Here is a 13,859-nt window from a genome sequence, read left to right on the forward strand (position 1 = left end):
AATGCGTTACAGGAACATAAACTATTAAAACCCAAAGACTTAAAAAGATTAGCATTGCTGAAAACTTAATTCTTTCTACAAACGCTCCAATCATTAGCGCAGGAGTAATAATTGCGAATGTCATTTGAAACATAAAGAATACAGTTTCCGGTATATCTCCTGACATTGACATTAGGCCGACGCCGGCTAAAAAGGCTTTGCCAAGTCCCCCTACATAATCGTTTCCGTTACTGAAGGCTAAACTGTATGTGCAAACAAACCACAACACAGAGGCAAGGCAGCAGATAGCAAAACAATGCATCAAAACAGATACGACGTTTTGAGCACGCACCAGCCCTGCATAAAAGAGCGCCAGTCCAGGCATTGTCATAAATAGGACCAAGGCCGTACAGGTCAGAATCCATGCGGTGTTTGCGCCCGATAAGGCATCTTGTGCAAGGGCCGGTCCTGCAATGAGAGACAGTCCCATTGTTAACGTGGGACCATATACGTAATTCATTAGTCTCATGGTTTTTTTACCCTCTATCTTTGTACCACTCAATAATTTGTGCTGATTGCACCAGAACGGCTTGAAACCCAAAGCCAACTTTCCGAGCATAAGACTATGGCATTTATGCTCAAATTTCTACCATTAATCTCTGGGCCGTTTGTACAACCGCACAAATATTAGTCAAGAGCCTTTGTGTTGGTTGATTCCTGGGCAGAGCCCAAGGCATTTTCGACCGTTGCGGCTATTCGCAGTAGCCTGTTGTCATGTCCGGCTGGTGCCATCACCATAAGGCCACATGGGATTTCTGCCGGTATTGGAAGGGTTACGGCGCAGCATGGGAGTATGTTGCCGAGTGTTGTGTTGCGGAGCGCTAACATGTTTGCGATACGATAGGCTTCTGGATCTCGATCGACGCTCTCAAGCGTTGGTGGAAGTATTGGTACCGTTGGCATTACCATCGCATCGAAACCTGCAAGCTTCGCATAGAGAGCTGGTGCCTGTTTCCGGACCTCGGCCCGAACTATTTCCACATCAGGCGCTGACATCTCTCGACCTTGGTGAAAACGTGCTAAGACATTTGGATCTATGGCCGCGCCTTTGGTGTCTACCAAATGGCGCCAAGTTGTGTAGGCCTCTGCCGTAGCAATACCACCGTGTTTTATTATTGCGTCGGTAATTTCATCGAACGCCTGCACGGTGTCGTGCACCACCGCGGCTCCTAAGTTGTCGAGGGCGTCGAGGGCTTTGCGAGTGTTTGACTCGACTTTCGGATCAGCCTGATCCCAAACTATATTGGTTGGGCATAGGAGGCGGAGCCGATTAACCGGGTTACGGCCTTCTAAGTCCACGGGAATACGGGCCCCCAAGATTCCAAATATTTCGGCGGCATCAGCTACACTCTTAGTTAGCGGTCCAACGGTGTCTAGGGTTGGAGATAGTGGCAGGACCCCATCGAGTGGGAGTGCACCATATGAAGTTTTGAGACCCACGAGACAATTCCATGCTGCTGGCACTCGCACTGATCCACCAGTGTCGGATCCTATTGCCGCAGCGGCCAGCCCGCTGGCAACTGAGACCGCTGCTCCACAAGAGGAACCTCCGGGAGCGCGAGGTGCATCCTTCATAACAGCATTCGGCGGGGTGCCGGTATGAGGATTGCTGCCAATTCCACCCAGCGCGAATTGGACGGTATTGGTTTTACCTAGGCAGACTAGGCCAGCCATTGTAGCTCGCTTAAGCACTAGGGCATCTGTCGTGGGTGTTCGCCCTACCAGCAAAGGAGAGCCCCCTTCGGTGGGAATATTGGCAGTATCGTATAGGTCTTTCCAAGATATTGGTACACCATCGAGTCGGCTCCGGGTCATTCCTGCCTTAGCCCGTTGTCTTGCAGCCTCAGCTTCTTGAAAAGCCCGGGCTCTCGTGTGGCGTACATAAATTGAGCCGGCCCTGTCATGATGTTTCATGCGCTCAAGAAAATATTCGGTCAATTCCACAGGGTTGATGAAGTTTTCTGCTATTTTTTGTCCTAGCTCAAGTGCTGTCATCGTGTCCCAGTTATGTTGCATTGTCAGCATTTCCTTCAGGTGCGTGGAGCAAATGTAAAACGGCTAGTGCGAGGACCTTGGAATAGTTTAATATTTCCCATACTCTCCTGTTGAGAAGTGAGTGGTGTATTATACGGATCGGTAGAGTGGTGTAACGAATTGAGCCCGATTGATGATAGTCTAATCGCAGACATTTTGGTAGTTGGCGGTGGGTTAGTTGGGCTTACCTTAGCCATTTCCGCTGCCCAGTCGGGTTTCCGTGTGGTGGTGATTGATCGAGACACACCAGAAAATTCGACAGGTGCAGAATTCGATGGTCGCGTTTCGTCGGTCGCAGCAGGATCGGCCAACTTGTTTAAGGCGCTAGGGTTGTGGGGGATGGTCTCATCCGAAGCCCAGCCCATTTACCAAATCCGGGTTTCTGACGGGGAGGCGCCGAGGTTTCTGCACTATGATAGTGATGACCTTGGCGGAGAGCCAATGGGCTATATTGTGGAGAACCGAATTCTGCGCTGTGCCCTCTATCTAGCGGCCAAGCGTGAAGAGAGAATAACTCTGAAAAACGGAACCTTCCTGGAAAAACTAGAGACGGATGCTTTTCGAGTTTCAGCACTTTTCTCTGATGGGACTTTCGTGCGGGCGCCATTGGTCATCGCAGCTGATGGTCGGGTGTCTTCCGTAAGGGCTTGTGTTGGCATTGGCACGACGTACAAAGATTATGGGCAGATGGGAATAGTTTGCACGGTGACGCATGAACTTGACCATGAAGGAATCGCCCACGAGCGTTTTCTGCGTGGAGGCCCCTTCGCAATATTGCCTATGAGAGGAAAGAGGTCGTCTCTGGTCTGGACCGAAAGAACAGAACTCGCACGGGAATTGCTTAAAGTGAAGGCGGAGATTTTCCTAGATGAGTTGAGGTGGCGTTTGGGCGATTTTCTCGGAGATTTAGGCCTGGCTGGAAGGGTCTGGTCTTATCCTCTTAGCCTTACCATGGCCAAAGACCTAGTGGCCCAACGAACCGCCTTGGTTGGTGATGCTGCTCACGCAATCCACCCCATTGCCGGTCAGGGTTTGAATTTAGGGCTACGGGATGCGGCGGTGTTAGTGGAGGTGATAGCTGATGCTCGACGCCTTGGTCTCGATATCGGAGACCAGGGGACCCTGAGCCGGTATAGCCGTTGGAGGAGGTTCGATGCATTGACTATGGCTGCGGTTACGGATGGCTTGAATAGGCTATTTGCTCACGACAGTGAGGTCTTTCGGGTTATGCGAAATGTTGGGCTAACTGCGGTGAATAGCAATAGGCCACTAAAGGCCCTTTTTCGAAAACACGCGATGGGCCTTTTGGGTAAGCTTCCAAAACTTTTAGAGGGGGAGCCTTCGTGAGGGTCCTATGGGTCCCTGCTAAGACCCGTATCCGTTAGACATTTTAAATACTTAGCCCAGATATCTCCGGCGTTTTCTCCAAGAAATTTGAGGTACTCCCACGAATATATTCCAGAATCGTGAAAATCGTCGAAGCGTATACGGATCGCATAGTTGCCCACGTTTTCGACTCCCAGAAAACCGACGTGGCGTCTTTGGGAAACGAGTTTTTTTTCTTTCGCACTGTGACCCTGAACTTCTGCGGAAGGGCTCTCGACCCTTAAGAGCTCCGCCGGAAGCGTATAAGATTTTCCATCATTAAAATCTATTTCTAATATTTTTTCCTTTGTTTTAACCCGAATTCCAGTCGGTATAGGTGGAGATAAGTTCACTCTCTCGTTCCTGGTTCAAGTGGGCGAGCTTCTTCGGCAAGCATGATAGGTATGCCCTCACGGATCGGAAATGCCAGCCCAGCTTTCTTACTTATGAGTTCCTGAGCCTGTTCGTCGTATTGCAATGGGCCATGGGTTACCGGACACACAAGCACTTCGAGTAGTTTGGAATTCAATTTCGGACCTGTTTGCTGAGTTCTAGGTGGTTTGGGATTCTGTTCCATCAGAAGTGTTTCTCCCTGTTAAAAATTGTGCGCCCATCTTGTTTGCGTGGCGCTCTAACGATTTAATGCTGAGCGGTCGAAGACGTTGCATTACTGTCGGTAGCCATAGTTAATAAAGACGTTATGAGACTGGTCAACTCTCCTAGGTTCTGAGTTTCAAGCAAAGCTTGTTTTTCTTCCACTGTAAAAGGGCATTGCATGGCTAGGGAGGTTAATAGTGAGGAGCTGGGTGTCTTTGTTATTTCTTCCCATTTTGCCGGAATATTTTTTGATTCTAAATATTGCCGCAACACTCTTTCCAAATTGTTGCGATCAATTTCGCCTTCGGAGGCAGGTTGAAGGTCAGCCCGAAATGGTTCCCAGTCAATTTGAAATGTGCGATAATCGTTCTGCGGCGGCAGTTCTTCTGTAGTCTTAAATCTTATTAATCCGCTTAGTGTTATTAGCAAACGATTGTCTTCAGTTTCGGAAAACGACACGACTTTCCCAGCGCAACCGACCTCGTATAGATGGTCGCCTTTTTCGGTGCCTTTACGTTTTGGCTGTATCATGCCAATGAGCCAATTTGTTTTGAGGGCATCTCGCACCATGCTGAGGTATCGAGCCTCAAAAATGTTAAGGGGTAACTTACCGGAGGGTAAAAGAATTGCACCCGGTAAGGGAAAAACGGGAAGTGTTTCGGGCAGATGCTCAATTTGATATGGTTGCATCTCTTTAAGAGAACAGAAGGGATGAAAGTTGACTGCGGGCCTCCATGGTTAACGGGTCGGTGGGGCCCATTGCCTCAAAATATTTTAGTAGCTGTTTACGGGCGGCGTCTTCATTCCAACTCTGATTTTGGCGAATAATCTCAAGCAACTCATCCACGGATTTGGCTCGTTCGCCTATAGCCCACAAAGCGCAAGCTAGATCATATCTTGCCTGGTGATCGGAAGGTGAAGCCTCAAGTTTCATCTTTAAGGGCTCCAGGTCCGCATCGGTGTTGGTTAATTCGGAGGCTTCCTCGGCCAACTCCAGAGCGGCAATCGCCCCAGAAATTTCTGCTTGCTGGTGAAGCGCTGGATCTAGCGAGTTTAGCAAGTCGCGTCCCTCAGATAACTGTCCCATGCTAACATGGCAGCGAAGAGCGCCGGCAATGGCAGCAGTATTGGCTGGGTCATGTGCAATGACTTGTTCGAAGATAGTTTGCGCTTGGGCGTGGTTATTTTGAGAAACAAGGGACTCGGCCTCCTCCAGAGCAAGGTCTATAGGTGACGGCCCCGAATCTCCAGCCAATCGGTCAATGAAGGCTTTAATTTGACTTTCGGGTTGGGCTCCCACGAAACCATCCACCGGCCTGCCATCCTTAAAGGCAAAGACCGCTGGTATCGACTGCACTTGCAACTGCGCTGCTATTTCTTGGTTTTCATCCACGTTGATTTTAACCAGTTTTACCTGGCCGTTTTTTCCTGTCACCGCCTTTTCTATTTGAGGACCAAGTTGTTTGCAGGGTTCGCACCAAGGTGCCCAGAAGTCCACCACCACAGGTGTTTCGCGGGATGCCTCGATCACATCAGAAATAAAATTCGCTGCGTCGCTGTCCTTTACAACGTCGTCAGGTACAGCCTGACCACCTATAATGGGTTCCATTTCAATGTGCTCCGTGGTTCCTGACCATTATTTGATTCATAACCTGGCTCTTAAAGGCCCGTAAATAAATAGTTTGCTTCCGTAGTCCCAATTATATTTAGGCGCGATTTATCCTCAATTTGCGAAATAATACACCGATTTTGGGGTTATTCCATTGTTATTACTAGGCCTAATGCTTATGCCATGGGTAAAATGAAGAAAAGTCTCCGTGGACTTCGGCGTGCGGGTCTGATATGAGCGTGCCTGTGGTCTTCTCACCTGGTCGTGTTGGAAAGGTGTGGAGTTTTTATGCGGGCGTAGCTCAGGGGTAGAGCGCAACCTTGCCAAGGTTGAAGTCGTGAGTTCGAATCTCATCGCCCGCTCCACTATTACTTAGGCGGCGGATACGTCAAAGTCTGAAGCGCTGAATAATGCATGGAATGGGAGGTTTCGGCTGGCAAAGGCTTCTGTAGCACCCTCCTGTCTGTCAACCAGAGTAATGATAACGGAGACCTTACAACCTGCTGCCTCAAGCGCGTCCACGGCTTGCAAGGCTGAAGCGCCAGTGGTGGTAACATCTTCAATAATAGCAACCTTTGTTCCCGCCGGTTGGTTGGGCTCAATCAAAGATTTGGTGCCGTGACCTTTTGTTTGTTTTCTGACAAAAAACCCGGCAATAGGCAGGTCTGTCTGAAAGCTTCGGCATGTTACGGCGGCTGCAATAGGGACTGCACCCATTTCAAGGCCTCCTATGCTATCTACTCTGTATGGTTCCAGTAGCTCTAAGATAAGGTCGGATAAGAGCAGGGAGCCCTCCGGGTGAAAGGTTGTATTTTTCATATTAAAGTAATATTGGCTCGTCTCGCCGGAGGCCAGGGTGAAATTAGCGCCACATAATAGAGACTTTTCTCTTACTAGGTTTTTGAGTTTTTCCTTAATGTTCGTGCAGCTTGTCATGTGTTTCTCTCCATTGCCTCGGCGCTCTGCGCCTTCCTGTTTATAAAAGAAGTGCAGTATTAGTGTCGGAAATTACGCACGCCCGTAAATACCATTGCGAGATTGTGATCGTTTGCGGTTTGTATAACTTCCTCATCACGTATGGACCCGCCTGGTTGAATAATAGCCTTTGCACCCGCCTTAACCAGCGCCAAGATTCCATCCGCGAAGGGAAAAAAAGCATCAGACGCGGCCACAGAGTTGGCAGTAGGGATGAGGGTCGCATTTTCCTCTTCACTGTTTTCGGATGCTTTCCACGCAGCTATTCGGGCGGAGTCCACCCTGCTCATTTGTCCTGCTCCTATGCCTATTGTCATTCCGTCTTTTGCATATACTATGGCGTTCGACTTAACGTGTTTACATACACGAAAAGCAAACAGAAGATCATCCAATTGCTTATCCGTGGGCCTTTTCTTCGTTACGACTTTAAGGTCGGATGCGGTAACCTGCGAGTTGTCACTTTCTTGGACCAGCAAACCACCAGTTATTGATTTTATGTTTAAGATCTTTTCATGAGATGCGGGCATCGTTTCCGTCAAAAGAAGCCGGAGGTTCTTTTTTGTTGAAAACACAACTTTTGCTTCTTCAGTCGCGTTGGGAGCAATAATCACTTCCGAAAATTTCTTGACAACTTCGGAAGCTACGTTTTTATCTATCGGGCAATTGAAGGCGACAATCCCGCCAAATGCGCTGGTTGGATCGCATTTAAGCGCGTTTTTATAGGCCTCTACAGCGTTCGCCCCTAGTGCAACACCGCATGGGTTTGCGTGTTTGATAATGGCTGCCGCGGGGCTATCAAATTCCCGAATTAACTCAAATGCGGCATCGGTATCATTAAGATTATTATAACTGAGTTCCTTGCCCTGAATTTGTTTGGCGTTTCCCACACCTGTACGACCATGGTCTAAAGGGAAAAAAGCGGCCTTTTGGTGCGGGTTTTCCCCATAACGCAAAGGTATGAGGGTGTTGGCTGAGAGCAAAAGCCTGGAGGGAATTGTATCTCCGAGGTCTTCGCTAAACCAGTTGGCAATCGCGACGTCGTAACTAGCGGTTCTTGCAAATGCAAGGCGGGCAAGTTTCTTGCGGAGCTTAAGCGATGTTGCACCCTGATTTTCTTTAATCTCTTTAGCCACCATCTCATAGTCATTTACGTTGGTAACTATGACAACCCTCTCATGGTTTTTCGCCGCTGACCGGATCATAGCGGGTCCGCCAATATCTATTTTTTCAATACAATCTGGCCGACTGTTCCCCTTTTTAACGGTTTCTTGGAATGGGTATAAGTTAATTACAACCAGGTCTATTGGTTTTATTCCATGGCGGCTCATATCTTCAGCATCGTTTTGATTGTTATGACGCGCGAGAATACCCCCGTGTATTTTGGGGTGAAGTGTTTTAACCCGCCCCCCCATCATCTCTGGCAGGTCCGTCAAACTAGCTACCTCCGTGACGGGAATGCCTGCATTTTGCAGAGTTAGTGCCGTGCCGCCGGTGGATAATATTTCTACGCCGTAATCGTGTAGGTCTTGGCCAAAAGAAACAAGGTTAGTTTTGTCAGATACGGAAATTAGGGCCCGCCGGAGTTTTAGGGTTTTTGGATTAGTCATGCAGGTATCCTCGTAATTGGAGTTGTCTAAAAAATGTAGTGGCCGACCAGCCTTTGACAGTTCTAGTGCCCTGATAAAAAACGATTTTACTCGGGATCTCCAGTGGTTCTAGTCCGGCTAAATTCTGGCACTAATTGGTGTAGGAACTCAAGCGTTGGCCCCTCTTCCCTTGCACTGGCCAACGAGGAAAGTTTTGAAAGAGTTATTTGCAATGTATCTATAGCAGTCGGTTGAGTGACGGCAAGGCGGATTGCTTCGTGGTCGGTGGGAATCAAGGTTTCCCAGTCATGAAAGAGCTCCTCCGAGAGCTTTTCACCTCCTCTAAGGCCAATATATTTTATGGAGATATCTTCATCGGGCCTTAGTCCGGAAAGACGAATAATCTGTTTTGCTAGATCTTGGATACGGATTGGTTCCCCCATATCCAGTACATAGAGACTCCCCAAAGGTTCAGAGGCGGTGTTAGCTTTTTTGCCTGGGGAGAGCGCTAATACACAGGCTTGCAATACTAGTTCTACAGACTCGCTCACCGTCATAAAATACCGCTGGATATCCGGGTGCGTCACTGTAAGAGGCCCCCCGTTAGCAAGCTGTTCCTGGAATAGCGGCACTACGGAACCTGTTGAACCCAAAACATTGCCAAATCGGACTGTCATAAAACGGGTACCACTATTTGGGTTCAGCGTGTTCAGAGCCTGGCAGTAGTTCTCCGCAAGCCATTTGGTTGCCCCCATTACGCTGCTAGGCTTGACTGCCTTATCGGTGGAAATTTGAACCATAGCAGAAACATGGAATGCTTTGCAGACGTCGGCAACGTTCACGGTACCCTGTACATTAGTGAGGATAGCCTCACAAGGATTGGACTCAGCGAGAGGAACGTGCTTTAGGGCTGCGGCGTGAAAGACCAAATCAGGCCTTTCTGCCTCGAACAATTGGGACAAAAAGTTTTTGTCTCGGATATCGCCTAAAACAGCACATTTATCCAAAGATGGAGCCTGTTTGGCCAGCTCTTTTTCTATGCAATATAGGTTATATTCGCCGTGGTCTAAGAGAATGAGCCGATGAGGTTGTTTTGCGGCAACTTGGCGGGAGAGCTCGCTGCCTATCGATCCGCCGGCACCGGTGATCAACACTTTGCGACCGCGTACCAGAGATGTCATCGCCGCTCGATCGAGCCGGGATTGAGGTCTTCCAAGAAGATCTTCAATGGCAATGGGGCGGGATTCGGTTACATTAGAGCTTTCCATTTTGAAGTCAGTAAGACGGGGGAGCCTCGCAAGTGTCATGCCGTGACTATCAGCTAATTCCAATAAGCTACGAATTTGCACACCGGTTACCGGTGCCCCTGCAATAAGTATTCGCTGAGGTCTCACGCTCGCCTGATTGAGGTCTTTCAGCACTCCTTCAAGGGTTGTCAAATCGCCAAGAATGGGTATGCCGTGGATGTACCTTCCTATAGCATCTCCGTTGGTTCCGATTAAACCAAGAATGCGGTATTGCTCCCCCGGTCTTTTTTGCTGGCGCAGAAAAGCATCAGCGATATCGTCCGTGCCAACTACTATGACGGGAATTCGGCTAAGGCCGCTGCTATCTAATAGTCCAACAACACCCCTGTCCTTAAAGATCCTATAGAAGAGCCGCGGACCTCCTAAAAGACCGATGAGTAGAAGCCACGTAATTACTAATACCGACCTAGGGATAGACTCCAACCTAGTAAGAACAAACATTGCCAACGCAAAAATCAATATTGCTAGTGACACAGCCTTAGTAATGGCCAAAAAATCGTCCAGGGATGCGTAGCGCCAAATTCCCCGATAGAGGTGCATTTTGACGAATACAATCCCAGAGATGGTCGTAAAAATGATCGTGCCCTCTAGCAGAAATCCCTGAGCCTGGAGCCAAAAATCCGAGCCCATCCTAAGATATAAAGAGGAAATGAAAGCGACCCCTGCCATAATTATATCATGGCCGGCGGCTACGTAAGGGCGGTCTAATCTTAAGCGAAAGTGAGTCATTGGAGAAACAACTAGGGTCCGACGGACTGAGATACTAGCCGAAAATAGCATAAAAGGGCTACTATCCCAAAAAAGGCCCCAATAAGACCCGGTAGGATTATAATGGTGCTTACCAACGCACAAGCAATCAGCCAAATGTTGGTTATTATGATTGCTCTAGTAGCTTGAGAATGGCTGAGTTGGCCAGCGACAGCCCTCTGATAGAAATGCTGCCTGTGGGCCTTCCAAACGGGCTCAAGTCTAATGGCCCGGTCAATTAGGGTCAGACTTGCGTCTACTAGGTAATAACTCGGTAAAATCAAAGCGGCGGCCCACTCTCCTTCCCGGGCTAGGCTGAAAAGTAGCCACCCGAGTAAGAAGCCTAAAGGTATACTGCCAACATCGCCCAGAAATAACTTTGCCGGATGCCAGTTCCAGGAAAGAAAACCCAAGGTTGAGGCGGCAACAATAATAGCGAGCGAGGAAATGTAACTTTCTGATCCAAGGAAGCCTAGCGTGAGGGCTATCCCCGCACATATTGAAATGGTTTCAACACCAGTTATGCCGTCGATGCCGTCCATAAAGTTGAAGACATTCATAAACCAAATCCAACCTATACCGACTACTATCATTCCCAGGGGATGAGCTAGAAAACCCAACAACATAAAATCTGTTGGGATTAGAAGCATACTTATTGTTACCACCACTGTTTGTGCAGATAAGCGGCTTATTACTGAAAGATTGCTGATATCATCAAACCAGCTGACTATAGCTATTAGTAGAGCCATTGAAGTTATCACACTAATTTGGCGCATATGATCTAACCCAAGTGCGCTGAGAGCCGCCCATCCAATTAATATCACGCTTACCAGGGCAATTCCTCCGCCCCTTGGTACCGAACCGCAATGACTTGATCGTGTGCCTGGGTTGTCCAGTATACGATGTCTTAACAGCAAGGAACGCGCGAATGCCGCGCATAACCATGTTGAGCCGGCGGCAATCCCGGCTGACACAGCTAGTATCATGATGTCTAGAGGCACAACGGGCCTAAGGCCGATGTGGCAACTTTTAGAAAGGGGCGGCACGGCATGAATCCCGACGTGGACTTTGGTCCTACTTCGAGCCCAACATTGGTTACTTTTGTTTTGTGGAAAATTAATTTTGCAAGGTACATACGCTATATGGCTTTCAATTTACGCCATGCGAATGTGATCATCCGCACTAGTAACCATCCGTCCCGAAAGCGAGAAATTTGGGTTACTCCATAGGTCCGCGCGGCATAACGAATCGGTATTTCTGCTATTTTTAGGTTGAGTTTTGCGGCGCCAAAGAGGAGGTCATAATCTCCGAACGGGTCAAATTCTCCAAAATAGGAACGATTTTCCGCTATTTTCTTATAATCCTCCCTCGAAAGTACCTTGGTGCCACAGAGGGTGTCGGTGAGCCTCTGATCTAGTAACCATGAAAATAAAATTGAAAAACCCCTATTTGCCACAAGATTAAGAAAACGCATCGCCTTTGGGTCAAGGGGATAGATGAGCCGACTTCCATTTATAAATTCCCCCTTACCTTGGACGTAGGCATTATAGAATTTGGGTAAGGCCTCGGGCACTACAGTGAGATCGGCATCCAATATCATGAGGAGGTCGTTTTTAGCTTCGGCAAAACCTTTACGAACGGCATCACCTTTTCCAATGCCCTCTTGTACATAACTCCGTATATCCCAATCTGGATATGTGCGGATAACCCTATCAATTTGCTGAAGGGTATTATCGTCAGAGTGACCCTCAACAAATATCACTTCCATAGTTTGACAAAATCGGGGCATGCGAGATATCGCGTTTTCAATATTACCCTCTTCATTACGGCAGGGGATAATTATGGAAACAGACGGGTTGGCAAGTGGTTTACGAACCTCAGGTCGAGCAACGATATAGTGGCGAAGGCATAGACTTCTTATAGCGGGCCACCAAGAAAAAACTTTATTGATCACTCGGCCCAACCCAAAAAGGTGTTTCGGAACTAGCTGTCGGTAATTCCGTTTTACCACTTCAAAATCAGCAAGTTCCAGCAGGTGAGCAATGTCTCGTGAGGAAAGCCAATTCGATGGTACCTGACGCTGCTTAAATCCAAAACGTTCAGCTAGTTTTAGCGCCGGGCTCCAAAGGAGAGAGTAATAAGATACTATTATCCGAGTGTGTGGCTTACATAGTGTCTTGAGAGAGGCAAGCGTGTCAGAGATATCTTCTAACATTCCAATAGTGTCAGAGAGAATGATTATGTCAAAGGTGCCTCCTAGTTTTTTGAACGTGTCAGGGTTTTCTATATCGCCTACATAAAACCTGTATTGTGGAAGATTATCTGTCGCTATTTGAATAGATTTCTCGCTCAGGTCGACCCCCACACCGCTTCTTGGAGAGAGTGCTTCTAACAGATCCCCAACGCCGCACCCTAAATCCAGTATCCGAGCATTGGATGGTGTTAAAAAACGCATAAATCTATAGTGATCATCGTAGTAAAATTGGTTGCGTGCAATCCACGTCGTTCTCTGGTCAGCTACCTGGTCAGCTAGTGCCTTTATAGTTTGCTTCCGCAGTGATAATGGCGCGTTTGTAGGTGTAGTTTCTAGGCTATTTTTCATCAATTTGGGCTGATTGGGATAAAAAAGGATAGTTCATTAGCAAAGGGGTTGGGACCCATCGTATTGGAGTGTCGGAGGATGTAAAGCGGGATCAGCCTCCATCGGCGAGAAAATTGGGATTTTCAAAGCCAGGTTTTCCGTAGCGTAAGCGCTCACCGGTAATAGTCCTTATGCGCCCGCCCGCCGCCGCTAGGATCGCGTGACCGGCTGCGATGTCCCACTCCATGGTCCTTCCAAAACGGGGATAAATGTCTGCACTGCCTTCCGCGACTTTGCAAAACTTCAAGGAGGAGCCAGCGGCTTGGAAATCCCTTATCTTTTTTTGAGAAAGCCATTCCTCGGTTGCCGCGTTGGAATGGGAGCGGCTGCCCACTGCGGTGGGACCGGCGGGAGGGATTGGCCTTGTGCTGATTTGAATAGGATTTTCCCCGCCAGATGCCCTAAACGCTCCAACGCCGTTTTCACCCCAATAAATGCAGTCTTGTGCCGGGAGATAAATGACGCCTAATTGCGGTTTTCGGTGGACGATTAGGGCAATATTAACGGTAAATTCATCACGCCCAGCTATGAACTCCTTAGTGCCGTCTAGGGGGTCGACAAGCCAGAACGGCTCACTTACGTTTTTAATGGCCTCCATGCTCTCAACGCTTTCCTCGGCAACAATTACAGCGCCCGGTTGTATGCGCTTTAGGGCTGTCACAATATGGTCGTTGGCTGCCTTGTCGGCTTTAGTGACAGGTGACATATCATGCTTCAGGTCGTACTCAACCACTCCGCTAATTGGGACAAAGGAATTTATAATTGCACCAGCTTCTGCGGCGATGGAGCATACTTGATGAATGAGTGTAGATCCTGTTGGTACGAGAGAACCCATCACGATTTTCCAATAGTTCTAGTGCATAGAGTAACGCTAAGGTCTACCATAACATGATCTATTTTAACGCCATGACCTCCACACGAGGGATTTTATTGGTAAAATGGAGTGTTTGCCATTATTA

Annotated in this window: 13 protein-coding genes and 1 tRNA gene; 2 read left to right on the top strand and 12 right to left on the bottom strand. The window is 48.2% G+C overall.

Annotated features, from left to right (window positions below; all coding sequences use genetic code 11):
• Together CMM32_00005 and CMM32_00010 are read right to left on the bottom strand one after the other, a co-directional pair.
• On the bottom strand, positions 1 to 508 hold a 508-nt coding region (locus CMM32_00005), incomplete at its 3' end, for an ammonia channel protein (protein ID MBT05290.1).
• 158 nt (positions 509 to 666) lie between these two features.
• Positions 667 to 2,064: an amidase gene (locus tag CMM32_00010; protein ID MBT05291.1), complete on the bottom strand. Its 1,398-nt coding sequence runs from the start codon at positions 2,062 to 2,064 to the stop codon at positions 667 to 669.
• A gap of 138 nt (positions 2,065 to 2,202) precedes the next feature.
• Between CMM32_00010 and CMM32_00015 the strand changes: the two genes are divergently transcribed.
• Complete coding sequence (locus tag CMM32_00015) at positions 2,203 to 3,420, top strand: 2-octaprenyl-6-methoxyphenyl hydroxylase (GenBank protein ID MBT05292.1); 1,218 nt, start codon at positions 2,203 to 2,205, stop codon at positions 3,418 to 3,420.
• Between the two features lie 5 nt (positions 3,421 to 3,425).
• Here CMM32_00015 and CMM32_00020 read toward each other — a convergent pair whose 3' ends face one another.
• The 4 genes from CMM32_00020 to trxA form a co-directional block, all read right to left on the bottom strand.
• Positions 3,426 to 3,791 (bottom strand): hypothetical protein, encoded by a 366-nt coding sequence (locus CMM32_00020; GenBank protein MBT05293.1) that lies wholly within the window; start codon positions 3,789 to 3,791, stop codon positions 3,426 to 3,428.
• Positions 3,788 to 4,015, bottom strand: a complete 228-nt coding sequence (locus tag CMM32_00025; protein ID MBT05294.1) for a hypothetical protein — start codon at positions 4,013 to 4,015, stop codon at positions 3,788 to 3,790. The genes CMM32_00020 and CMM32_00025 overlap by 4 nt, the downstream gene beginning before the upstream one ends.
• A gap of 62 nt (positions 4,016 to 4,077) precedes the next feature.
• A complete protein-coding gene (locus CMM32_00030) occupies positions 4,078 to 4,725 on the bottom strand; it encodes a peptidase S16 (protein MBT05295.1) in 648 nt (215 codons plus the stop codon).
• Positions 4,726 to 4,729: 4 nt separating this feature from the next.
• A complete protein-coding gene (gene trxA / locus CMM32_00035) occupies positions 4,730 to 5,644 on the bottom strand; it encodes a thioredoxin (protein MBT05296.1) in 915 nt (304 codons plus the stop codon).
• 290 nt (positions 5,645 to 5,934) lie between these two features.
• Here trxA and CMM32_00040 point away from each other — a divergent pair.
• Positions 5,935 to 6,009 (top strand) — tRNA-Gly (locus CMM32_00040).
• A gap of 7 nt (positions 6,010 to 6,016) precedes the next feature.
• Here the strand turns inward: CMM32_00040 and pyrE are convergent.
• From pyrE to cysQ, 6 genes are all read right to left on the bottom strand, one after another.
• Entirely contained in the window at positions 6,017 to 6,580 is a 564-nt protein-coding gene (pyrE, locus tag CMM32_00045; GenBank protein ID MBT05297.1) for an orotate phosphoribosyltransferase, read from the bottom strand.
• A gap of 59 nt (positions 6,581 to 6,639) precedes the next feature.
• Positions 6,640 to 8,226: a bifunctional phosphoribosylaminoimidazolecarboxamide formyltransferase/inosine monophosphate cyclohydrolase gene (gene purH, locus CMM32_00050; protein MBT05298.1), complete on the bottom strand. Its 1,587-nt coding sequence runs from the start codon at positions 8,224 to 8,226 to the stop codon at positions 6,640 to 6,642.
• Between the two features lie 86 nt (positions 8,227 to 8,312).
• On the bottom strand, positions 8,313 to 10,292 hold the full coding sequence (locus CMM32_00055; protein ID MBT05299.1) for a nucleotide sugar dehydratase: 1,980 nt from the start codon (positions 10,290 to 10,292) through the stop codon (positions 8,313 to 8,315).
• Entirely contained in the window at positions 10,253 to 11,035 is a 783-nt protein-coding gene (locus CMM32_00060) for a glycosyl transferase (protein MBT05300.1), read from the bottom strand. Before CMM32_00060 ends, CMM32_00055 begins: the two co-directional genes overlap by 40 nt.
• A 362-nt stretch (positions 11,036 to 11,397) precedes the next feature.
• Positions 11,398 to 12,861, bottom strand: coding sequence for a glycosyl transferase (locus tag CMM32_00065; GenBank protein ID MBT05301.1), 1,464 nt, complete (start codon positions 12,859 to 12,861; stop codon positions 11,398 to 11,400).
• A 91-nt stretch (positions 12,862 to 12,952) separates the two neighbouring features.
• A complete protein-coding gene (gene cysQ / locus CMM32_00070; GenBank protein MBT05302.1) occupies positions 12,953 to 13,735 on the bottom strand; it encodes a 3'(2'),5'-bisphosphate nucleotidase in 783 nt (260 codons plus the stop codon).
• Positions 13,736 to 13,859: the final 124 nt, after the last annotated feature.

Source organism: Rhodospirillaceae bacterium, from assembly GCA_002728255.1.
In the GTDB taxonomy this organism is placed as follows: domain Bacteria; phylum Pseudomonadota; class Alphaproteobacteria; order UBA7887; family UBA7887.